Genomic DNA, 22,997 nt, shown 5'->3' with positions numbered 1-22,997 from the left:
TTTCTTCAACTCGATCCGTGGACTTTCCGAGACCGCCGGCAGCTACCCCTTCCGACCTTCCTCAACCTCCGCCGCACCTCATTGAAGATCCCGCCCACGGATTGAAACTCGGAGGGTTCTGCTTGCAATCGAAACGGATGATCTCAGCCCGTGTCCTCGGGGCCGCTTTTGCGGTCGTCGTGGGTCTCGGGCTCCTGCTTGTCCCGGTGGCCTTCGCGGCGAATCGGCTGGCAGTGGCGCTGAACGACGACCCGCGTCTCGATGACATCCTGATCCAACCCTCCCCGCTGACGCTCGGCCCGGGTGAGAACGCCCAGCTCACAGCGATCGGCGTCTACGAGGACGACACCACCGCCGACCTGACCGACGTGGTCGAGTGGACGTCGCGCGACACCGACGTGGTGACCGTGTCGGCAACCGGCTTGGTGACCGCCATCGGCCCTGGTGACACGGATATCGAAGTCGTGGAGCCCGAGTCCGGGACGAGTGCGAGTGAGGACGGCGAAGTCATCGTCGCCGAGATCGATTCGGTCTCCGTCTCTCCCGCCACCGCTACGGTGGTCGAGGGCGACACGCTGCAACTCACGGCGACCGCGACGCTGAGTGACGGCCGCACCGGGTACGACGTGACGGACTTTGTCCGTTGGACGTCCGGCAAGGTCGCAACCGCTACGGTCTCGGACACGGCCGGCACGAAGGGACTCGCCACCGCCCATCAGAACGGTGAGGTCCTGATCCGCGCGAAGGATCTCGAGTCGGGCAACCAGTCGCCCAACAGCGAGGGCGTGATCACGGTCATCGAGGTCGCCCCCACGCCGACGCCGAGTCCCATTCCGACGCCCGGGCAGACGCCGTCGCCCACGCCGGACCCCGGCCCCACGCCGACTGCGGTTCCGACGCCGTCGATCACGCAGATCCATCTCGTTCCGCTCCAGCTGAACTTGCTGCCGAATGGTGCCACCGGCGCCATCCAGGCGATTGCGACTCTGAGCGACGGAACGCAGCGCGATGTCTCGAGCGAAGTCGTTTGGGAGTCGAACCGCGACCATATCGCCGGCATCGCCGCCGGCGTCGTCACTGCGGGCGAGTCCGGCTCCGCCGAGATCCACGCACACCATGAGGCGAGCGGCATCGACGCCGACACGAAGGCCGACGTCTGGGTCGGTGAGGCCGACAGCCTCTCGGTCTCCCCGGCGGGCGCCCAGGTGGCCGTGGGCAGCGCCGTGCAGCTTTCCGCCGTCCGCGTTTACGACAACGGCCTGACCGAGGACATCACGGCGACCGCGACGTGGCATTCCGAGAAGGACCGCGTCGCGACCGTCTCCGACGCCGCCGGGACCAAGGGACTCGTTTCCGGCCACGAGCGGGGCGACGCCGTCATCATCGCGACGGATCCTGTTTCCGGCGACGAGACCGATTCCGAGTCCGGTCGTGTGGAAGTGATCGATCCGGTTCCGACGCCGACCCCGACACAAGATCCGAGTGCGACGCCGACGCCGACGCCGATCGACCTCGGCGAGGTCGACGAGATCAACCTGGTCCCGCTCAAACTGGACCTGCTTCCAACCGGCACCCATACGCTCCGTGCCATCGCGACGATGGAAGACGGCAGCGAGATTGACGTCACCGCCGGGTGCATCTTCGAGTCGGACAAAGAGCGCGTCGCGACTGTCGCCGGCGCCGGCATCGTCACCGCGGTAGAAGCGGGCAAGACGAAGATCGACGCGTACCATCCTGCGAGCGGCAAGGACGCGCGCAAGAAGGCCCGCATCTGGGTCGGTGAGGTCGAGAGCATCGACATCTCACCGACCGGCGTGAGTGTCCTCCTGGGCGACACCAAACCGCTGCTGGCTCTCGCGACGTACGACAACGGCTTGAACGAGGACATCACCGACACCGCGGAATGGTCGTCCGAGAAGGCGCGCGTTGCGACCGTCTCCGATGGCGCCGGTTCGAAGGGTTTCGTTACCGGCGTGTCTCGCGGCGACGCCGTGATCGTCGCGCGCGATCCGGCATCGGGCAAGAAGTCGAAATCGTCTTCGGGCAAGGTCGTCGTCTTCGAAGAGGGGGAAGAAGATCCCGGCGATATCGGGACTGACATCAGCTACACGATCGGGCTACGTGACATCGTACTCGATCCGGCGTCTTTGAACCTGATGCCCGGAGAGACCGCATTCGTCACGGCGACGGGCATCTACGCAGATGGTTCCACCCGCGATCTCACCGAATTTGTGAAGTTTGATTCGCGCCGAAGCAAGACGGCGGAGGTGGACGAGTTCGGCGTCGTGACGGCGGAGCGGGGCGGCGACACCGAGATCCGCGTGAAGGAACCCCAGACGCGCATCAAGTCGCGGGTTTCGACCCGAGTGCACGTCGCCGAGATGACCTTCATCGAGACCTGGCCGCGCGAGCCGCTTCTCGCGCCCGGCGAGAGGATCCAGTTGCTCGCCTTCGCCAGCTACGACAACGGCGTCGAAGGCGTCGACGTCACAGGTGAAGTGAAGTGGTCTTCGACGCGGACCTCGGTGGCCGAGGTCGAGCGTGAGGCGCCGGACTTTGGACTTCTAACCGCGATCGGCGTCGGCGAAACCGACGTCACCGCTCAGCATCTCGTAACGAAAGTGAAGTCCGACCGGGATGCTGGACTGATTCGCGTGACCCTCGCGGGCGCGCCGTCACCCACCCCGACGCCGGCACCCACCCCGACCCCGGATCCGGGTGCACCCGCCGTCGTGGTGGGCCAGAGCTACACGCCCGAGACGATCGTTCTCCAGGACGGCGAGACCGCCCAGATCGTCACGTCGCTGCACTACTCGGACGGCTCCTCTGACGTCGTCAACACGGGCCTCGACTACGGCACGGGCGACTTCCGTGTCGCCGTCGTCGATGTCACCGGGAGGGTGGTCGCGAAGGGCATGGGCGTCACGCACGTTCAGATCACGGACTCGGTTAATGGCTTCAGCGGTACGGTCACGGTGGCCGTTCGCGAGATCACGAGCCTCGCGATCTCCCCGGCGTCCACCGGCCTGCGTGTCGACGGTTCTGCCGCCCTCGAGGCGATTGCGACGTTCTCCGATGGCGAGATCGACGTCGACGTCACGAATGCGGTCGAATGGAAGTCCAGCAATCCGGCGATCGCTTCCGTCGACGAGAACGGGCACGTGACGGCGCACGCGGAAGGCTCGGTGCGGATCGAAGTGCTCGATCGTGGCACTCGGGTCCGGTCGGATGCGTCCACGGGCAACGTTTCGGTCGTAGGCACTTTGGTTCGGGTCTTCCTCACCCCGAGCAGGCTCGCGCTGCCGGTGGGTGGCGAAAAGAACTACAAAGCGTTCGGTGTCTTCGCGGACGGTTCGACGATTCAGATCTCGGACGAGGTTCAATGGTCGATCGACGCTGGGCTACCGCCTCTCGCGACGATCAGCGAGTCCGGGCGCGTTACCGCGCATGCCCTCGGCGATGCGACGGTTCACGCGACGGATCTTCTGACGGGCATCTCCTCGTCGGACAGCGACGGTAGTCGTTCGCTGTCGGTTGTGGGCGATCTCATCGGCATCAGGGTTTCGACGAATACGGATCTAACCGCCGATCCCCCCGACGTCGTGCTCAGCGCCGGTGAAACCAAGAGTCTGAAGGGGGCCGGTCAGTACGCCGGCCGGGTCGATGCCTTCAGCCTCGGGAGCAAGCTCGATTGGGTCTCGAGCGATCCCGTCGCTGTATCGGTCAGCGGTTCCGGACTCGTCACCTGCCAAACTGTCGGTGCCTCAATCATCTCCGCGACCGACCCGGACACGGGAATTTCGTCGGCCGCTACGCTCGGCGACCTCGTGGTCACCTGCTCCGGCCAGGTTCTCGGCATTCGCACGACGCCGGACTTCCGGGACCTCGACTACCTCAGCACGCGCCAACTGCGCGCCTACCGAATGCTCGAGGACGGAAGCGAGATCGAAGTGACCCGCAAGGTCTTGTGGACCTCAAGTGATCCTTCGATCGCGAGCGTCATCGAGACCGGTGGCGACGGCGGCCTGGCGACGGCCGTCGGAGACGGTGAAGTCACGCTTCTCGCCTACGATGCCGCCTTCGACGTTAGCTCGTCGGCCAGCGGCCAGGTCAGTGTGATCCGGACCCGCAAGACGCGCGTGCTTCTCGAGCTGTTCCCCGAAGACGACGGTGTCGGCTTCGTGGGGAACGTGGGGGCGACGTACGGCTTCCAGGCGCGCGTCACTTACGTCAGTGGTGCGACGCAGGGTGTGAACCTGCTGCTCACGTGGACCTCCTCGGATCCGGCCAAGGTTCTGATGGGCGACGGAAGCGGGGCGTTCAAGGTCAACCAAGGCCAGCTTCTCGCGCCCGGTACGATCACGGTGACAGGCACCTATCCGGTCGACGCCGCATCGGCCACCGAGCTCAGCGTCGACGTTGTCTTCCAGGTTCTGCCTTAGGGCGGAACTCAGCCTGCCGTCGGCCGAGACGCGGGCTTCCGTGCCCAGTAAGCCTCCAGGTCGCGACCGGGGAGCACTGCACCAACAAGGGTAGTGCGCTCCCGCGCCCAGCCGAGATCAGTAGAAGATCCCGTGCCCGCCGGAGATCAAGACGAACCATCGAAGGCCGCCCGGAGGGGGCGCCGCCTTTTCGTGCGCTCAGGTCTTCGGTGGCTTGCGCAGGAAGGTGCGCCGGACCAGTCGCAGGAAGTTCTCGCGAAGCGAGTCGCGCGGTTGCTTCATCCCGGTCTGGACCCAGTGGGCCAGGTGGATCTGATCGATGCCGGTGAGCAGTGTCGCGAGGTAGGCGGGGTCGTCATCGACGAACACGCCGGCTTCGATGCCGCGAGCGAAGACAGACGCCTGCAGCTCGTGGATCTCCTTCGCCACGTGGTGGGCGTGCCGAGGTGTGAGTGCCCACGCCGCGCCGGTCCGCAGGTTCATTCGCAGGAAGTGGGGATGGCCGTGCAGGTAATGGATGTACGTCGTGGCGATCTCTTCGATCGTTTCGAGAGGATCCCGTTCCTGGGCGATGACGGCGCGGACCAGAGCCAGGATCTCGTTGCCGCGCTTCTCGGTGATGGACTCGAAGATCTGCTCTTTGCCCGGGAAGAGGCTGTAGATGGATCCCATCGAAAGGCCGGCCTCGCGAGAGATGTCCTGAACCTTCGCATCCTCGAACGACTTCTCCGCGAACACGTGTTCGGCGGCGGTGAGGATGTGCTCGCGGTAGACGCCCTCTCGAGCGGCGCGCGCTGCGGCGCGTGGGTTGGCCGCCGTCGGTTTCGTCTTGTTGGTACGGCCGGCCACGAAGCCCGAACCGTATCAAGATTCTCTCGATTGACAAGTCGACTTTCCGAATGGTAATTCGGAAAACAGCCATCTTAGTTCTCGATAAGGAGAAACACCATGGAATTCGGCATTTTCTCACAGATGCATGTCCCCGCCGGCGATGACGAACACAGTCGCTTTCTGCGAGAATTGGAAGTCGCTGAGGCCGTCGATGACGTCGGATTCAAGTACGACTGGGCGCCGGAGCATCACTTCCTCGAGAATTACTCGCATCAGCCGGCGCCGGAGATTTTTCTCTCCTACGTCGCGGCGCGCACGAAGCAGATCCACGTAGGTCACGCGATCAACAACATCACCGCCCCGGTGAACCACCCGGCCCGCGTGGCAGAGCGCATCGCGACTCTCGATCACCTGAGCGAAGGGCGCGTCGAGTTCGGAACGGGACGTGGCTCCTCCAGCATGGAGTGGGGCGGTTTTGCGATTCCGTCGCTGGCCGAGACGAAGCCGATGTGGCGCGAGTCTCTCGAGCAGATACCGGAGATGTGGAAAGACGAGCCGTATTCGTTCGAAGGAAAGTACTTCCGCATGCCGGAGCGCAACGTGCTTCCGAAGCCGTTCTCGAAGCCGAACCCGCCGATCTGGGTCGCGTGCGCCAGCCCGCAGACGTTCGTGCAGGCAGGGGAACTCGGTCTGGGGGCGCTCTGTTTCACGTTGGGTGAGGTCGATACGGTCACCGACAGCGTGAAGGCCTACAAGGAAGCCGTCGCGCGCTGCACGAATCCGATCGGCGGCTTCGTGAACAACAACATCGCGGTCACGTCGAACATGTTCTGTCTAGATGATGGCGACGAGGCGCGTGACATCTACTGCAAGGGGCGCCCGAGTGCGTATCTCGAGTACTTCTTCCAGTACCTGGATTCGTTCCCCCGCCCGGAAGGAATGCCGAAGGAAGGCCCGGTCAAGATTCCGCAGCCTTCGCCTCAGGACATGGTCGCCGTGACCGCCGGTGGTGGCTACCAGGTCGGCACGCCAGACGATGTCGCCGCGGTCGTTCAGCGCTACGAGGCCATCGGCGTCGACCAGCTGATCTACGCGCCGCTGTGCCATTCGGTCGGACAGAAGGACGTCCTTCGGTCGATCGAGTGCTTCGGCAAGCACGTGCTGCCGCGCTTCGACAAGGACCCGATGCATCGCACCACCCGGCTCCGCGAGCAGGCCGGGTCCAAGGCGGCGGCGTGAGATCGGGCGAGTTGGTTCTCTGCGCGGCGGCTCGTTAAGACCAGCCCATGTCCGTACCCGTCTTCGACAAGATCCTGATCGGCGGTGACTGGGTGCCGGCCGCGCGCGGCACCTACGAAATCACCAATCCCGCGACAGGCGGTCTCGCCGGCAAAGCGCCGGAGTGCTCGCCGGAGCAGGTCGCTGCGGCGACCCACGCCGCCCGAGAAGCCTTCGAGAACGGCCCGTGGCCACGGATGACGGGAGCCGAGCGAGGCGCTCTGCTCCAAAAGGCCGCGGACGAGTTCCGCCGTCAGATGGATGATCTCGTCGACATCACGGTCGCCGAGACCGGAGCTCTCCGCCCGATCGCGAAACAACTCCAGGTGGGCGAGGTCGCGGCGCGGCTGGAGAAGTACGCGGGGCTCGCTCGCAACCCCGACGTCGAAGGACTTCCCCCGATCTCGCGGCCGGGCGTGGCCGGCTCCACCGCGAGTCTGGCTGCCGGGATCGTCGTCCGTGATCCGGTGGGCGTCGTAGCCTGCATTAGTCCGTACAACTTCCCGATGACGAACTGTGCGGGCAAGATCGCGCCCGCACTCGCGGTTGGGAATACCGTGGTGATCAAGCCGCCCCCGCAGGACCCGATGGGCATGACGGTGCTCGCACGTATCGTGGATTCGGTTCTCCCGCCGGGCGTCGTCAACTTCATCTGCGGTTCGACCCCGGACATCGGCGAAGCTTTGAGCTCTTCGGACGACGTCGACATGATCTCGTTCACGGGCAGTACGGTCATCGGCTCGATCATAGAGCAGTCCGCGGCCAAGACGATGAAGCGCACTTTGCAGGAGCTCGGCGGAAAGTCCGCGAACATCGTCTTCGCCGACTGCAACATGCCCACCGCGATTCGAAGCTCGATGAGCGTGTTCGGCTTCCATTCCGGTCAGATCTGCATCGCGCCGACCCGGCTTCTCATCCAGGAGTCGATCTACGAGGAGTTCACGTCGAAGATGGCCACGGCCGCCTCGGCCATGAAGGTCGGTGACCCGAACGAGGAAGGTGTCGTCGTGGGGCCGATCATCTCCGAGGCGCAACTCGGCCGCATCGAAGGCTACGTGAAGAAGGGCGTCGAAGAGGGCGCGACCATCGCCTGCGGCGGCAAGCGGCCGGCGCACATGAAGGAGGGATTCTACTTCGAGCCCACGCTCTTCACGAATGCGAACAACGACATGACGATCGCGCGCGAAGAGATCTTCGGTCCGGTCATCACGGCGATCCCCTTCAAAGACGAAGCTGAGGCGATCCGCATCGCGAACGACTCCGATTTCGGTCTGTACGGCTATGTGTGGAGCGGCGATCCGGTTCGCGCCATGCGGGTCGCTCGCGCGCTGCGTACGGGCACCGTGCAGATCAACGGGAGCCCGCCGAACCCCGACGCACCGTTCGGCGGATACAAGATGAGCGGCCATGGTCGCGACGGGGGGCGCTTCGGTCTCGATGCGTACTCCGAGCTGAAGTACGTCGGTTGGGCGAGCTGAGGGGATTCGAGAGATGAAAGCGGCAGTTTTTCACGAGAAGGGTGCGCCGGTCATCGTCGAGGACGTTGGTATCGCCGACCCGGGCGAAGGGGAAGTTCTGATCGCGATCCAGTCGGCCGGCTTGTGCCACTCCGACATTAGCGCGATCAACGGAACCTACGGGATCCCGACCCCGACCGTCATCGGTCACGAGGGTTCCGGTTTCGTCGAATCGGTGGGCGCGGGGGTGCGCTCGGTGAAGGAAGGCGACGCCGTCGTCATCTCGACACTCGCGAACTGTGGCCACTGTCCGGCGTGCGACACCGGTCATCCGACGCTCTGCTATCAGCCTCCCGGTCCGCGGAAGCCGTTCACCTTCCGGGGCGAGCCGGCTTTCCAGTTCGCGAACGCCTCGACGTTCACGGAGAAGACGCTCGTCCCCGAGTCCAGCGCGATCCCCGTGCCGAAGGAGATTCCGATGGCGCAGGCGGCGTTGATCGGATGCGGCATCATCACCGGCGTCGGCGCAGTTCTGAACCGGGCGAAGGTCGAAGCCGGGGACACCATGGCGGTCTTTGGTGCCGGCGGTATCGGGCTGAACATCATCCAAGGCGGCGTTCTTGCCGGCGCGACGAAGATCATCGCCGTCGACCTGTTGCCCTCGAAGCTCGAGTGGGCGCAGCAGTTCGGCGCGACGCACATCGTCGACGGTCGCGAGGGCAACGCGGTTGAGCAGGTGAAGGAGCTCACCGGCGGGCGCGGCGTCACGCACGCGTTCGAGGCGGTCGGTCACGTGAAGGCGATCGAGCAGGCTCTCGATTCCCTCGCACCCGGCGGCACCATGACGATCGTCGGTGTGACAGGTCTCGGCGTGAAAGCGGAATTCGTGGCCAACGCGCTGCGCCTCGACAAGGCGATCCAGGGTTGTCGGTATGGTACGGCCCGGCCACATAGCGACTTCCCGATGCTCGCGGAGCTGTATCTCGCCGGCCGGCTTAAGATCGACGAGCTGATCACGCGCCACTACCCACTCGACGACATCAACACCGCGATGGAAGACCTCGAGAAGGGCGAATTGGCGCGCGGGGTGTTCGATATCGGCACGGCCTAGACCGCGGCCGCGGGCGCAGGGACGTTGGCCTGGGTGGCGCGACGGGGCTAGGACTGCAGGGTGCACCCGGCCGTCCTTCGAACGTACTTCCTCTACTCGGGGGCAGCGAACTGCGTCTTCTACAGTTCGGTGTTCTTCGTGTTCTACGGGGAAGCGCTCGGCATGTCGGTGGCAGCGATCCTTGCGTTGCAGTCGTACACGACGGCGCTGCGAGGCCTGCTCGATCTGCCTCTGGGAGGACTCGCCGATCGGATCTCGCGTCGGGGTTGTCTCGTCTGGGGCGCCGCCTGCCTCGCGGCGGGGAGCGTCACGCTTCTGATCTTTCCGTCGATCGCCGGTGCCTGGATGGCCGAGACGCTGTTTGCGACGGCAACTGCGCTGCGCTCCGGCGCCGACTCGGCCTTGCTCTACGACGCACTCGACTCGGAAGACCGCGACGACGTGTACGCCTTCGCAGAGAGCCGCGCGCAGGCGATCACATCGACCGGGTCCGGGTTCGCTGCGATTGCGGGAGGGCTTTTGGCTGCCGTGGACCTTCGACTCCCCTACCTGATGACCGCGGTGTTTGCTGCGATCACCGGCTTGCTCGCGTTGCGCCTTCCGGATTCGCGCCCGGCCGCCGCAGTCGCCCGATCGGAGCGCCCGCTACGAGAGGCCGGTCGTCTCGCCCTGGAGTCGCCGTCGCTCCGGTGGGTGGTCGCCTTGATGGTCTTCTCTGTCGTGGCGTCGCACGTCTACTTCTATCTCCAGCAGCCGTTCCTGCAGGAAATCGGTTTGCCGCTCGCGGTGTTCGGGGTCGTGTTTGCGGGGACCAAGCTGGTGACGGCGGTGGTCGCCAACTACGCGCACCGCGTCGACGAGGTATGCGGGGAGCGCGGTACGGCCGCGATCATGGCGATCGTCCCGACGGTCGGGCTGGGCGCGATGGCCGTCGCGACGGGCCCGCTCGCCGCGTTGTGGATTCTGACGCGCGGTCTTCTCGACGGGCTCTGGATGCCGCTTGCGAACATCTACGTGAACCGTCGGGTTGAGAGTCGCTTGCGTGCGACGACGCTGTCGCTGCAGAGCGTCGCGTCGCGGATTTCCCTCGCCGGCGTCCTCGCCGTGATGGGGTTCGTGACGGGCGGGGCTTCCGTCGCGGCGGTGTTGGCCGCATCCGCGGTCGCGGCCGCTGTGGTCGGCGCGCTCCTCGTGTGGGCGCGCCCGACGGCTGACGCGCGGGCTCAGCTCTGAAGCGGGCTTCGCAAGCGGTAGTAGATTACGCGCGCGGTGCCGCACTCGACGCAGTGACACCGCGCGACCCGTAGTCGCTCGCCGCCCACGACTTCTGCGACGTGCTCGTCGAGCTGAAGCCGACCCTCGCAGAGCGGGCACGGTGTGGTCTCGGTCCTTGCGTCGACCTGGACGGGGGAGGAGACCTCGATCGGGTGCTCGGGGCTGCCCCCCGCCTCGAGATGCGCGAGCTTTTCGAGATCGTCGCGTAGCTTCTTCGTCCTGCGCTCTTCCGCGCGGCGGCCGCCTCGGGCTGTGAGAGGTTTCCGGGCCATCTCAGTTGGGGAATGGTTCGAAGCGAGGCTCGGTGGCTTCGGGGCTGGACGCATCGATCAGGACGGCGGGCTTTTCGGCGAGGAGGGCGAGGAGGCCGCCCCGGGTGACGTTCGTGAGCTCTATCTGAGCGCCGTCTTCGAACACATCGAGGAAGACGTCGCCGTTCTTTTCGAGCTCGAGGATCCTGCGAAGAGGGAGACTCTTGAACCGCACGGCCCAGGCGTACCCCTCGTTTGGACTAGGTGCGCTGCCTCCGCGCCACCACCGCAGCGAGTCGAGGAGGAAGTACTTCGCGTAGGGGTGCCCAGATGTGTAGGGGCTTTCCCACTTGATGCGCTCGGGGTCGTGGGCCTTCCAGGCTTGCGCTTCGGGCTCGGAGAGGAAGCGCAGCACGACGGGGGCGGCGTCCGGCTCTTGTTCGACCAGGTACTCGGTCACGGTGAGTTCGCGGTCTCCGCAGATTCCGATGGGGGCCTGGCGGAACCGCTCGGGACGATCCATCTCCGACCAGCTCCAGTGCTCGAGCGGGAAGATGCAGAGTTCCTCGCCACCGTTCTTCTGGGATCGGAAGGATACGATGTTCGCCTCGTGCCGGGTGCGGCGCTCTCCCTTCGCAAGCGGGACGGAGAGTCGAAGCCGGCGGAACTCGGACACGGTTTCGGTGTTCGGCCAGTCGCGACCGCCCTCGTCGAGTTCGGTGTTCTCTTCGATGTCGACCGGTCCGTCGATCGTGCTCTCGCGAGTCGCCTCGACTTCGGGAATGCATGCTTTGCGTTCTTCGACCGACATACGCCGGCAGAAGTGGATCGGTGGTGCCCCCAGGTACGCAGAGTTTCGCTGCAGGACGCGACCGACCGTCGCCGCAATCTCTGGAGCGACTCGTTCGTCGTCGTCGAGATCGTCCTGACGAACCTCGAGGGGTGCCGCCGTCGGCTCGGAGTGCCCTGGCGTCGTCGTACACCCCGCGAAGATGATGAAGAGGACGACGAGCTGGCCGCGGAGGGTCTTTGAGCCCCTCACCCGGCGGCCCGGATGCCGAGGAGACTCGCCGCTTCGGTCGGGCTCGCGATCGGGCGTCCGACGGATCGGGCGAGAGCGGTCACTTCGTCCACCAACTGGGGGTTGGAAGGCGTGCGGGGCCCGGCGTAGTCCTCGAGGCCGACGCGGACGTGTCCGCCGAGCTCGAGGGCGTACCTCGCGATGCCGCTCTCGATGACGTCGCCGCCGATCACGGCTACGGCCCACTCGAGCCCGGTTCCCTCGAGCATTTCCAGATACGCGTCGAGTGCCTTGTCGGTCGGCGGGAGCCCGAAGCTCGCACCGCCCGGTTTCCCGCCGATGTAGTCGAAGTCGCCGCCGAAATAGAGCTTTACGAATGAGCCGGCGGGCAGTCGGCCCGCGCGTTGGTAGGCGAGGACCGTGCGTACGAAGCCGGGTTCGAAACAGGCGATGCTTGGGCCGAGTTCGTAGCGTTCGCAGATCTCCACGGCGTGGCGGATCAATCCGAAGTCGTTGCTGTACACGAAGTCGAAGCCGCCTCCCGGGATTCCGTCGTCGCCGACGGCACCCAAGTTCACGGATCCGGGATCGACGATGCTTACGCGCAGGCCAGTCGACTCGACGAGGAGTGGGATGTGCCCGAACCGTTCTTCCGGCGTGCCGCCGAAACTGATCGTCGGGTAAAGCAGGGCGTCGGGCCGCGCCTCGAGCACGGGCCGCCAGCCGGCCTCCTGGCGCTCTGCAACTTCGGCCGGCGGGCCGATGCAGTCGACGTGGTTGTGAATGATCGCGGCGCCTCGTTCCAGACAGGCTATAGCGTCTGCCGCGATCTCCTCGGGGAGGGTCGGGACATGCGGGTTCCGCGTCTTGTGGGTGGCGCCATTGATCGCAGCTTCGATGACCACGGGGGATTCACTCATGACGCGGCGAATCTACCAGGGGGCACGGGGTCGGCCAACCCACCGGCTTGACCAGGGGCCGGGGGACACGGAGAGAAGGGAGGTGCCGGACCCGAAACAACAAGACGTACCTCTGGAGGATATGCTCGGAATCCTCGAGAAGGCGGCCCCGCGGTCGTTGACCGTGAAGGAGATCGCCGAGCGGCTCGGGATAGATCGCTACGACCGTCGTCGGATGGCGGCCGTGCTCGACATGCAGGCGGATGCCCGTCGTCTCCACCGCGTCGGCAAGACCCGGTACCGGTACGCGCACGAGGTCGTCGAGAAGAAGGCCCGGCCGATGCGAAAGCGACGAGGACCGACCGAGGTCATCGGGCGCTACTGCCGCGTGCGTGGTGGCTACGGTTTCCTCGAAGCCGAGGGCCCAAAGATCGAGAGCATGCGAGGGGACATGATGATCCCCCGCGGCCGCGAAGGGATCGCGCTGCACGGAGATCGGGTTCGCGCGGAGATCGTCCGACGCGACCACCGGACCGGTCGATCCAGCGGCCGCGTCGTCGCGGTGGTCGAGCGGGCCCACACCGAGATCCTCGGGACCCTCCAGCTCATCGCCGGTCCCCGCTGGCGTTCGATCCCGACGGGGTGGCGGCTGGTGCCCGTGTCGGAGCTTCTGCCCCCGATCGAGGTGGTCGGCGAGACCCCACCGCGCAAGGAAGACGCCGGCCGAATGGCGCTCGTGCGTCTCACCCATCCGCCCGCGGGTTCGAATCCCTGGCGCGGTCAGGTCGTCCGGTTGCTTGGGGAGATGGACGATCCGGAGGTGCAATTCCTGCAGGTCGCGCTCGAGCATGGCCTTCGGTTGGAATTTTCAGCGTCGGCGACCGCGGAGGCGGTCCGCCTGCCGCACGATCCGCGTCCCGCGGACCTGGAGAACCGCGAAGACCTTCGCGACGTCCCGTTTGTCACGATCGACGGCGAGACCGCGCGCGACTTTGACGATGCCGTCTGCCTCGAGGACAATGCGGACGGGGGCTTCGGTCTCCGTGTCGCCATCGCCGACGTCTCCCACTACGTGAAGCCCGGATCGGCTCTCGACGCGGAAGCGGCGCTCCGCGGAACGAGTGTCTACTTCCCCGACCGCGCCATTCCGATGTTGCCCGAGCGGCTGTCGAACGAGCTCTGCTCGCTCAAGCCGGGACGGGACCGCGCCGTACTCGTTGCCGACATGGAGTACGACGGGCAGGGGCGCCGGACAGCCACTCGCTTGTTCCGCGCGGCGATCCGGAGTCAGGCGCGGCTCACCTACACTGAGGTCTCCGCGATTCTCGACGGCACGGATACGCCGGAAGCCAGTTCGCGGCGCACGGAGCTCGCGGCGCTCGTACCCCAGCTCGATCGCATGCGCGTTCTGATGCGGCTCCTCTACGCGCGGAGACTCGCCGCCGGCGCCCTTGATCTCAATCTCCCCGAATCCGTCGTCGATCTTTCCGACGACGGGCATGCGGTCGGCGTCCGCTTCGTGGAGCGTAACGATGCGCATCGCATCATCGAGGAGTTCATGCTCGAGGCGAATCAGGCGGTTGCGGGTGAACTCGCGGACGCCGAGGTGCCGATCCCGTACCGGATTCACGAGCCGCCCGAGAAGAACGACGTCTACGAGCTCAATCGGCTTCTCCACTCGGCAGGGGTGCACGTGGAGACGAAGTCAGACATCACGCCCGCGGCGATCGCGACGGCGTTGCACGAGTTGAAAGGTCATCGGCTCGAACGGGTTCTTTCCAAACAGGTGCTCCGCGCGTTGAAGCGGGCGCAGTATGACCCGGAGAACGTCGGCCACTTCGGTCTCGCCTTCTCCCTCTACTGCCATTTCACCTCGCCGATCCGGCGCTACCCGGACCTTCTCGTTCATCGCCAACTCGTCGAGTGGATTGAGGGGCGGGGCGCGCGGGCGCGCGGTGCAGGGCCGGAGATCGCGGCCGCGAGCGAAGCGAGTTCGCGGCGCGAGCGCGAAGCCATGGGGGCGGAGCGCGCCATGGCCGATCTGAAGAAGGTCGAGTTCATGAAGGGGCATCTACACGAGCCGGGGAAGGCGACCGTCGTTTCCCTCGCCGGGTTCGGGTTCTTCGCAGAACTCGATGCGTATCCGGTCGAAGGACTCGTGCGGATCGAAGATCTGGACGGCGAGTGGCGTTTCGACGAGAAGGCGCAGGTTCTCTACGGGGTACGCTCCGGCCGGAGGATCCAGCTGGGGGATCGCGTGGTCGTCGAGGCGTCCGATGTCTCCCTCGCGCGTCGCCAGGTCACTCTTCAGGTCATCGAAATGCTCGAGAGCCCGGCGCGCCGGTCGCCGTCGCCCGCTACGGATCGCGGCCGGCCTTCGACGGACGGACCCAAGGGGCGGGGAGGGCACGACGGGGAGTCTCGTGGCTACAAGGGACCGCGGAACACCGATGGTCCCAGTGGTGGAAGAGGACGACCGCGCCCCGGGGGTAGCACTTCGGGACTGCGGAACACGGATGGGCCCGGTGGCGGAAGGGGACGACCGCGTCCCGGAGGCAGCACTTCGGGACCGCGTGGGGGAGGATCGGGACCTGGCCGGAATGGACCGCCTCGTGGGCCAAAGGCCCCGCCGAGGGGCGGCGGACCGCGTCGGTAGATCGACCGATCGAAAGGAACTCAGGATGCGGCGTCTCACAGTAACGGCTTTTGCCCTTTTTCTGCTCCTCGCGACCTTCGCGACCGCAGCCGATCTCCCGACCGAGATCGTGCAGCACCTCGAGAAAGATCCGTACGTATACATCTCTTCGACGCGAAAGAGCGGAGATCTCAGCGCAGCCGCCGAGATCTGGTTTGCGTGGGACGGCACGGATCTGGTGGTCGGCACCAACGTGAAGTCGTACCGCGTCCGCCGAATCCAAGCGGGACGGGCCGCTGCCCGGATCTGGGTCGAGAACAGCGACGGCCCGTGGTTCGGCGCAACGGGAGCGGTGGTAAACGACGAGAAGGCACAGGACGCGTTGGTCGCCGCGTTTGCGAAGAAGTATGGCGAAAAGTTTACGGAGAGTTGGCAGGCCAAGTTCCGCAAGGGGTTCGGCGAAGGAACGACGGTCGTTGTACGTTATGTGCCTACCGACGCGACCGGCAAGGGGCCGGCGGGTCTCCCCCCGGCTGAGACGAAGAAGTAGGGCGCACCCCCGGGGAGGACGGACTCTTGGCGCGGCCTCTGCTCGCTCGACGACCCGACGGCGCCTGTGAACGAAGCGGCCGACCCGCCCGACGATGAAGCTCGCCGGCCGGTGCTCGGCCGCGCGGTTCAGCAGAACTCTACGCCTGCGTTCCCCGGTGCCGGAATGAGGGCGTCCCGAAAGCCATCAACGGGGGAGAAATGGAACGTTGATTTCGGGACAATTTTTGAAACACGAAGGGGTGCTTCTGTCCCGTTTCCCCGGGGTTCCGGTGGACGTGCCAGAACCCGTGCGACTGCGCACGCGAGTCACCAAGGGTGCGGAATCACGAGCGAAGGCGATAACCATGACCTTCAAGCTCTTGGAGATGGCGGAGGGGCGGTGGCGAAAGCTCAACGGCTACGAGCTGGTCCCGCTGGTCGCACACGGAGTCAAGTATCAAGACAGAATTCAACTGGAGAACAAGGAAGAACGAGCCGCCGGATCACGCCCGATCCACAGGATTTGCGAATATCTCTGCAGCGTGATGCTGTGGTTCGTTTCATCTTCTGCCACTACCGGTTGGGTAGAGAGGCGGCCCCATGCCGTTCCGATCTTCCGGCCTTCATTTAAAATATGAAACCAGAGCCAGCCGATAGGAAGTTCAAGACGCATGGTACACCCTGGGGCAAGCATGCTGTCGACTCAAGGTGAAAACTCAGGGTTCTCGCTAGCAAGCCGTTGTCCGTCGGCGGGTTCCGGCAGCCTACGGAACCGTATCCATATCGGAGAGGGTCTGGGTACGGGGTGCAAAGGCACCTCTACATCCATGCATGAACCAGTAGCCTCGACACAGCTAAGCGTAGTGCGGTGCTCTTGGCGGCATAAGGAGAAACCCGAGGGCGGTGGGTTCGCCGAGACTGGCCCCAACCGATCAAGTTGAGCCCCCCCCCCAAGGAGACTATTGCGGGTACTCTCATTGCGACCGGGCAGGGCTAAGGCTCAATCAATCACCCTACTTCACGAGGCAGTCGAGTTGAAAATACGGCAAATCGATCCAGGCACTCTGGCTTTACAAGAAGCCATCTCGGCATCCATCACTCCGATGGCCTGGCTCTTGGCTGTCCTCTACGGCTTACTCGCCGGAGTTCACCCCTTTGTTCTCTCCGATGACAACCGCTGGTCCATTTCCTTGGTTGCCGCCATTTCTTCAATCCTGAGCGCTGCCATAGCTCTCGCGTGGAAAAAGAGCCCCCGGCCGAATCAAGCCCACCCCGTGAGCGCCATGTTGGCGGGTATCGCGCTAGTCAATACAGTGCTGCACTTTGCCCTGTTCAGAGAAGCCGTCAACACGACCAACTTTGTCATCCTGATCCTCGGCTTGGGCCTCGTGATGCTGTCGAGAGTGTTGTTCTATTCCATCCTGACGCTCGCCCTGGTCGCATGGGCCGCAATCGTCACCCGCTTCAATGTTCCCGAGCCTTCAGAATGGGGCTGGTTTCTTTTCTTCGCCGCTTTCGTCGGCGGCATTCTCGAGGAGCAGCGAATCTACGCGACTCGTGCCTCCGGGACGCGAGCGGAACTGCTGCGGACAAGAAACGAAGCGCTCCAAAATCTCGTCAAGACGCCGGCCCTTTCCGGCACAAATGTCACGCATGTCCTGAACTTGATCGCCGAAGCTGCACGAATGAACCTCGCAGCCTCGAGGGTCACGATCTGGCTGCCCGAAGGCGACAAACACGAGCTGCAACTTGTCTCCTCGGATCGCGAAGGCGTCACGGACACAGGCCCTCCTACACCCGAGACGTTGGCTATCAGCCAGGAATTTAGACAGCTCCTCTTTGAAAGCCGGACTGTCACCTCGAATGAACATGCGGAAGACCTTTCAGGCGGAGGAGGCCCTGACGAAGAAGGTCGAGGTTGGCCCACTCTCTATGTCGGCATCATCAGTTCTAGCAATTTGGCGGGGGTGATTCTGGTCGAACGCGAAGGCATAGAGGCCGATTGGACCGTCGAAGACCAAATGTTCGCAGCCTCCATCGCCGACCTTGCGAACCTGGCATTGCAGACTCGCCAGCGCATCGTCCTCGAAGGGCAGGCTCGCAAAGCGGAGCACCTGGAAAGTCTAGGCGTGCTCGCTGGGGGCGTCGCGCATGACTTCAACAACCTTTTGACCGTCATACTGGGCAATATTGAATTAATGCAGCAATCGCAGACCGTTTCCAGCGAGACACAGACTAGTCTCGAGTCCATGATGGAGGCTGGCATCCGTGCTCGAGACCTGGCACAGCAAATGCTGGCATATGCGGGGAGGGCTCACCGCGAAACCCGAACGATCGACCTTGCCTCCTTTGGATTCGAGATCGATCGCGACTGGGCGCATGACCTGCTCGAAGGCATCGAAGTCGCCTTCGATATCGATCACAGAAAAGTCTTCGCGGTCGACGTCGATCCAACCCAAATTCGCCAGGTCATCCTCAACCTGCTGACCAATGCGCGTGATTCAGGCGCGTCTCGAATCACGATTTCAGCTGGATCCGAAAGCGCTCGCACACTTTCGGAGCGTGACCCAACACTCGAGAAGTCAGAGCACCACTGGCTCGAGGTCAAAGACAATGGTTCCGGTATGTCGCCAAGCGAGATCGACCGAATTTTTGAGCCGTTCTACACGACGCGCAAAACGGGCACTGGGCTGGGTCTCGCGGCCTCATTGGGCATCATGCGTGCGCACCTCGGTGCTTTGACGGTTGAATCAAAACTTTACCAGGGGAGTCAGTTTCGCATGCTTCTTCCCTGCTCGTCGAAGCAGCCGGAGACGATCTCGACCGAAGCCCTCGGGCAGTTGGTAAGCGTTTCAGAGAAAACGAGGGTTTTGCTGATCGAAGATGAACCGCTTGTTGCCCGGCTTACTACCAGGATGCTCGAACAGAGTGGGCGTCAGGTACAGTGGGTCGACAGCTTGGCTGCTTTTCAACGCGCCCTTGCTTCAATTGACCTCGACGAAATCGAGTTCGCTCTGATCGATGTCACGTTGGGCGATGGTAGCGGTCTCGACGTTGCGACCCTGGTCCGCAAGCGACGTTCCGACCTGCCCGTCATTCTTGTAAGTGGCTACGACGCTCGGAACGTACTGCAAGACCAATCCCTCGGTGATTCCGTGGAGTTCCTATCGAAACCGTTCTCGCGCGGTGCCCTCCAGGCCTCGATAGACAACGCCATCGCGCGGACAGGAAGTTCAAGACCCATCCGATATAAGCATGGTGTCGACTAAGACGGGAAATCAGGACTCTTAATAGCGGGCCCCGGTCCGCAGGCGACCGGGGGGTTCCATAAGACGGGAAAAAATCGGGTGAGAGAGCGCCCCTGGGGTCAGGGAGCGCAGTTCCCGCCACCGGCGGTCGCCGCTTCGGGATAGAAGCCATTTTTGGGCTGGTGGGCCTGGGGAGCTTTTTCGGCGCGATGCTCAGCGGAGTCTTTGCTCGGGCGATGGGAACGTTCTTGGCGTTCTGTATCAATTATCTGACGGGATGCGTCGCTGTGGCCATCGTCTTGATCACCGATAACGTTGTCTGGCTTTCCACCTCGGTCTGTCTCCAAAACCCTCGCAAGTTCAAGCGGTCATCCCAACGCGGCGGCCAACGATGTGGCGCACCACCTTCGTCTGCGTCGCCCCACCTATCGCTCTCACTCCGAGACTGGGGTTCATGATGTCGCGACGACCGGTTGAATGCACCCTTGCAGAGCTGCGCCCGGCCCTTTCACCTCTCGAGCAGCTGAGCAATCTCCTCCGTACTGAGGCCCGCCTCTCGCAGGAGCGCCTCGTTCTCCTCGCCCAGAGCAGGGCCGGGTTTCTCGCCACGCATTTTGTGGCGCGACATCTTGAGCGGTGGTGCGATGGTCTCATATCGGCCGGCTACCGGGTGCTCGACTTCGGTGAACACGCCTGCCGCACGCGCCTGTGGGTCTCGGGTCGCTTCGGAAAGCGTCACTACCGGGGCCCAGATGACATTCTGGTCGCGGAACGTCTCTTCCCACTGCGTAAGCGTTTGCGTGCGAAAGGTCTCCTCGAGAATCACGACCAGCTCGGCTGACTGGCGGTAGCGTTCCCGCGGGTCCTTGAAGCGCTCGTCGGCGAGGAGATCGTCGCGGCCGAGGACGCGGCACAGCGGCTCCCAGTAACGCTCCGATTCGATCATGACGAGGAAGAGCCACCGGTCGTCCGCGGTCTGATACTGGTTCCAGAGCGGGTTGCGCGGGCGCGAGCGATCGTGTGCGGGCGGTGCTTCCCCGGTTGCGAGGGCCTGCGCGGAGTCGTTCCCGAGCACGTAGAGGCCGATGTGCATCAGGGAGACGTCGATGACCTGGCCGAGCCCGTCGCGATCGCGCATGCGCAACGCCGACAGGATGCCGGTGGTGAGTGAGAGTGCGGCCGCGTGGTCGCCGATGCCGGGTCGCAGGAACGTTGGCGGAGCACCCGCGTCACGCATCTGATCCATCATTCCGCTGCGGGCCCAGTAGGCGGTATAGTCGAATGAAGGCCGCTTGGCGTCGGGGCCTTCTCGGCCGTAGCCGCTCAGCACGCCCACGATGAGCTCGGGGCGGTCGTTGCGCAGGGTGTCGGGATCTAGGCCGTAGCGCTCGAGGCGATGCGGTAACATGTTCGTGAGGAAGATGTCCGCACGATCGACGAGGGCACGGACGGCCTTCTGTGCGGGTTCGCGCGTCAGGTCGACCGCCAGCGAGCGCTTCCCGCGGTTGTCCATCTGGAACTGAGGGGCCTCGGGGAAGTCGTGCTTGATGCCCGCGAGCCGCGGCCGGGAGTGCCGGTAGATCTCGCCGTCCGGGATCTCGACCTTCACGACCTCGGCGCCGAGGTCCGCGAGGAGAGCACCGGCGGACGGCGCGGCGACGAAGCTCGCAAGCTCCAGAACCCGTATTCCCTCCAGCGGGGCCGTCACTTTCGCTGATCTTTCGCCTGTTCGATACGCATGGCCGAACGCTCCCATCGCGGTGCTCGGCGGTCAACCCGCCCGTGCGTGAACCTGCCGGTTTATTCCGCCGTTAGCCCACATGGGTTGTTTTCCGGTGGTTGGGTTCGGAATCGGCGGTGGGAGGGGGACTGGGTTGGGCCCGAGCCTCGAAAACTAAGACGTCGCATGGGTGTTGAGGTGCTCGGCGCTCGTCTTCCTGATGCAGGCCGGATTCTGCTGTTTGGAGAGCGGCCTCTCTCGCACGAAGAACAGCATCAACGTCGCGATCAAGAATCTCTCGAACTTCGCGATCTCGAGTAGGGTCTTCTGGCTCGTCGGATTCGCGATGATGTACGGTGCGAGTTGGAACGGGTTGGTCGGCAGCGAAGGGTTCGCGTTCAACGAGAGCGATCCGTGGCGGCTCGCGTTCTTCGTCTACCAGTTCATGTTCTGTGGCACGTGCGCGACGATCGTCTCGGGCGCCGTCGGCGAGCGCATGAGCTTCGTCGGCTACCTCATCGCGACGGTGCTGGTCGCGGCGTTCATCTATCCTGTGGTCGGTCACTGGATGCGGGCTCGTCCGGACTCCGGTCCGGCGGGCTGGCTCGCGGACCTCGGCTTCATCGACTTCGCCGGTTAGGCCGTGCTGCACTCGACGGGGGCCTGGGCGGTCCTCTCCGCGGTATTCGTCATCGGCCCGCGACTCGGTCGCTTCGGAGCGAGTAAGTGGCCGATGCACGGCCACGAAATCCCGATGGTGATGCTGGGGGTATTCCTGCTGTGGTTCGGTTGGTTCGAATTTGACGGCGGGAGCACGCTGTCGGTGACAGGCGCGATCACGGCCGTCGCGAACGTGTTCTCGCCGGCCATCGGGGTGATGGTGGGCGCTGCGGGCGGTCTCGTAGCGGTTTTCGTCTCCGATCTTCTCGAACGGTTCGAGATCGACGACGTGGTCGGGGTGATCCCGGTGCACGACGCCGGTGGGGTTTGGGGCACGATCGCTGTCGCCGGGCCCGTTCCACTTCCGAAGATGAATCACGAGTTGGGCGAGACGCTCCCGCTTCGAGTCCTGCTCGCGGACGGCAATGGGCTCCAGGCCGTTGAGGCGGTGCGACGACAGACCTACGATCTCATTCTCATGGACCTGCAGATGCCGGAGATGGACGGCGTGGAAGCTTCGCGCCGGATTCGGCAGATCACGGGCCAGGCGACGGCGCCGTAGATCGTGGCGATGACGGCGAACGTCCTCCCCGAGGATTGTGCGGACTGTCTTGAAGCCGGAATGAACGGGTTTCTACCGAAGCTGGTGCTCGCGCCGGCGCTCGGACGGCGAACCCTGCGTAGCTGGGCTCGTTCCTCAGCGGAACGCGGCGATCAGCTCCTCGATCGCTTTCAACTGACCACCCGATGTCGACGAGGAGACCAGGATGGGAGTGCGGACGCCGAGGTCGAACCAGCGCTCGAGCCCCTCGCGTACTTTCGAAAGTGACCCGAACAAGGTGACGTCGTCGAGCCACCTTTCGTGCATGAGCTTCGGGAGGCTATCGAAGTCCTTCGCGGCGCGGGCCTTCTCGATGGCCTCCATCTCTTCGACGTACCCGGCGGCCTTCCAGTAGTTCCGATAGTTGGGGAGGCCGATGTAGGCCATCATCGTCTTGCGGTTCACGGCGGCGGCCGCTTCGGCGTCGTCGGAGATGCAGATCGGAATCATGTTCCCGATGAAAAAGTCGTCGCTCGTTCGTTTCTCTTGAGGGAGTTGCTCGAGCGTGTGAGAAACGTGTGACGCCGCGACATTGGCGAAAACGACGCCCTCGGCGATCTCCCCCGCGAGTCGCACCATCGGGTCTCGGAGTCCGGCGAGAACGATCGGCGGAAGATTGCCGATGCGCGGGACGGCACGACACTCTTGGACGAAGCGCCGCATGTCGCTCACTGGCTTCCCGGTGCCCGGCACGCCGAGTCGCTTGTTCAGAGCCTCGTGGCTCACCCCGATGCCGAACCTGAATCGGCCATCCGATACCTCCTGAATGAAAGCCGCCGATTGCGCGTAGTCGCTCGGCAGCCGCGTGTAGATGTTCGCGATCGAGGTGCCGATCTGGATCCTGTTGGTCTCGAGTGCGAGCGCCTCGCAGAAGGCCATTCCGTCGCCGAACGTTGGAGAGTAGACACCGGTGAACCCTGCAGTTTCGAGCGCTTTCGCGGCGGCGAGTGTCTTGCTGCGGCGCCCGGGCATGGCGCTCAGCGAGACGGATGGCATACGGGTGGCGTCGGACATGGTAGATCTCCTGCAGCGGCTTG

Annotated in this window: 16 protein-coding genes and 1 pseudogene; 11 read left to right on the top strand and 6 right to left on the bottom strand. The window is 64.4% G+C overall.

Annotation, left to right across the window (positions count from 1 at the left end; all coding sequences use genetic code 11):
* The first annotated feature begins 122 nt into the window (after positions 1 to 122).
* Positions 123 to 4,442 (top strand): Ig-like domain-containing protein, encoded by a 4,320-nt coding sequence (locus P8R42_16645; protein MDG2306243.1) that lies wholly within the window; start codon positions 123 to 125, stop codon positions 4,440 to 4,442.
* Positions 4,443 to 4,640: 198 nt separating this feature from the next.
* Here the strand turns inward: P8R42_16645 and P8R42_16640 are convergent, their stop codons facing one another.
* Positions 4,641 to 5,291: a TetR/AcrR family transcriptional regulator gene (locus P8R42_16640; protein ID MDG2306242.1), complete on the bottom strand. Its 651-nt coding sequence runs from the start codon at positions 5,289 to 5,291 to the stop codon at positions 4,641 to 4,643.
* 99 nt (positions 5,292 to 5,390) lie between these two features.
* Between P8R42_16640 and P8R42_16635 the strand changes: the two genes are divergently transcribed.
* Genes P8R42_16635 through P8R42_16620 form a run of 4 tightly spaced genes read left to right on the top strand, consistent with a single transcriptional unit; the run spans position 5,391 to position 10,352 of the window.
* A complete protein-coding gene (locus tag P8R42_16635) occupies positions 5,391 to 6,512 on the top strand; it encodes an LLM class flavin-dependent oxidoreductase (protein MDG2306241.1) in 1,122 nt (373 codons plus the stop codon).
* A gap of 47 nt (positions 6,513 to 6,559) precedes the next feature.
* Complete coding sequence (locus P8R42_16630) at positions 6,560 to 8,029, top strand: aldehyde dehydrogenase family protein (GenBank protein ID MDG2306240.1); 1,470 nt, start codon at positions 6,560 to 6,562, stop codon at positions 8,027 to 8,029.
* A 13-nt stretch (positions 8,030 to 8,042) separates the two neighbouring features.
* Complete coding sequence (locus P8R42_16625; GenBank protein MDG2306239.1) at positions 8,043 to 9,119, top strand: Zn-dependent alcohol dehydrogenase; 1,077 nt, start codon at positions 8,043 to 8,045, stop codon at positions 9,117 to 9,119.
* A gap of 60 nt (positions 9,120 to 9,179) precedes the next feature.
* Complete coding sequence (locus P8R42_16620; GenBank protein MDG2306238.1) at positions 9,180 to 10,352, top strand: MFS transporter; 1,173 nt, start codon at positions 9,180 to 9,182, stop codon at positions 10,350 to 10,352.
* On the opposite strand, the gene P8R42_16615 is transcribed toward P8R42_16620, so the two are convergent.
* The 3 genes from P8R42_16615 to P8R42_16605 are packed head-to-tail and all read right to left on the bottom strand — an operon-like array spanning position 10,343 to position 12,586.
* Positions 10,343 to 10,666, bottom strand: a complete 324-nt coding sequence (locus tag P8R42_16615) for a hypothetical protein (GenBank protein MDG2306237.1) — start codon at positions 10,664 to 10,666, stop codon at positions 10,343 to 10,345. The two genes, P8R42_16620 and P8R42_16615, sit on opposite strands and share 10 nt — an antisense overlap.
* A 1-nt stretch (position 10,667) precedes the next feature.
* Positions 10,668 to 11,687, bottom strand: coding sequence for a hypothetical protein (locus P8R42_16610; GenBank protein ID MDG2306236.1), 1,020 nt, complete (start codon positions 11,685 to 11,687; stop codon positions 10,668 to 10,670).
* Positions 11,684 to 12,586: a 3-keto-5-aminohexanoate cleavage protein gene (locus P8R42_16605; protein ID MDG2306235.1), complete on the bottom strand. Its 903-nt coding sequence runs from the start codon at positions 12,584 to 12,586 to the stop codon at positions 11,684 to 11,686. Before P8R42_16605 ends, P8R42_16610 begins: the two co-directional genes overlap by 4 nt.
* An 82-nt stretch (positions 12,587 to 12,668) precedes the next feature.
* Between P8R42_16605 and rnr the strand changes: the two genes are divergently transcribed.
* The 4 genes from rnr (at position 12,669) to P8R42_16585 (ending at position 19,000) form a co-directional block, all read left to right on the top strand.
* Positions 12,669 to 15,221, top strand: a complete 2,553-nt coding sequence (rnr, locus tag P8R42_16600; GenBank protein ID MDG2306234.1) for a ribonuclease R — start codon at positions 12,669 to 12,671, stop codon at positions 15,219 to 15,221.
* A gap of 25 nt (positions 15,222 to 15,246) precedes the next feature.
* The gene (locus P8R42_16595) at positions 15,247 to 15,750 is read left to right on the top strand and encodes a hypothetical protein (protein ID MDG2306233.1); all 504 of its coding nucleotides are present in this window, start codon (positions 15,247 to 15,249) and stop codon (positions 15,748 to 15,750) included.
* A gap of 346 nt (positions 15,751 to 16,096) precedes the next feature.
* Positions 16,097 to 16,369: a hypothetical protein gene (locus P8R42_16590; protein MDG2306232.1), complete on the top strand. Its 273-nt coding sequence runs from the start codon at positions 16,097 to 16,099 to the stop codon at positions 16,367 to 16,369.
* A gap of 396 nt (positions 16,370 to 16,765) precedes the next feature.
* On the top strand, positions 16,766 to 19,000 hold the full coding sequence (locus P8R42_16585) for an ATP-binding protein (GenBank protein MDG2306231.1): 2,235 nt from the start codon (positions 16,766 to 16,768) through the stop codon (positions 18,998 to 19,000).
* Positions 19,001 to 19,487: 487 nt separating this feature from the next.
* Here the strand turns inward: P8R42_16585 and P8R42_16580 are convergent, their stop codons facing one another.
* A complete protein-coding gene (locus tag P8R42_16580; GenBank protein ID MDG2306230.1) occupies positions 19,488 to 20,687 on the bottom strand; it encodes a CoA transferase in 1,200 nt (399 codons plus the stop codon).
* 202 nt (positions 20,688 to 20,889) lie between these two features.
* Between P8R42_16580 and P8R42_16575 the strand changes: the two are divergent.
* Together P8R42_16575 and P8R42_16570 are read left to right on the top strand one after the other, a co-directional pair.
* Positions 20,890 to 21,711: pseudogene (locus P8R42_16575) on the top strand (diguanylate cyclase).
* 18 nt (positions 21,712 to 21,729) lie between these two features.
* Positions 21,730 to 21,921 (top strand): response regulator, encoded by a 192-nt coding sequence (locus P8R42_16570; GenBank protein ID MDG2306229.1) that lies wholly within the window; start codon positions 21,730 to 21,732, stop codon positions 21,919 to 21,921.
* Positions 21,922 to 22,056: 135 nt separating this feature from the next.
* On the opposite strand, the gene P8R42_16565 is transcribed toward P8R42_16570, so the two are convergent.
* Complete coding sequence (locus P8R42_16565; protein MDG2306228.1) at positions 22,057 to 22,974, bottom strand: LLM class flavin-dependent oxidoreductase; 918 nt, start codon at positions 22,972 to 22,974, stop codon at positions 22,057 to 22,059.
* Between the last annotated feature and the right edge of the window lie 23 nt (positions 22,975 to 22,997).

This window comes from Candidatus Binatia bacterium (assembly GCA_029243485.1).
Classification (GTDB): domain Bacteria; phylum Desulfobacterota; class Binatia; order UBA12015; family UBA12015; genus VGTG01.
This window is presented reverse-complemented; position numbering and strand designations above follow the sequence as displayed.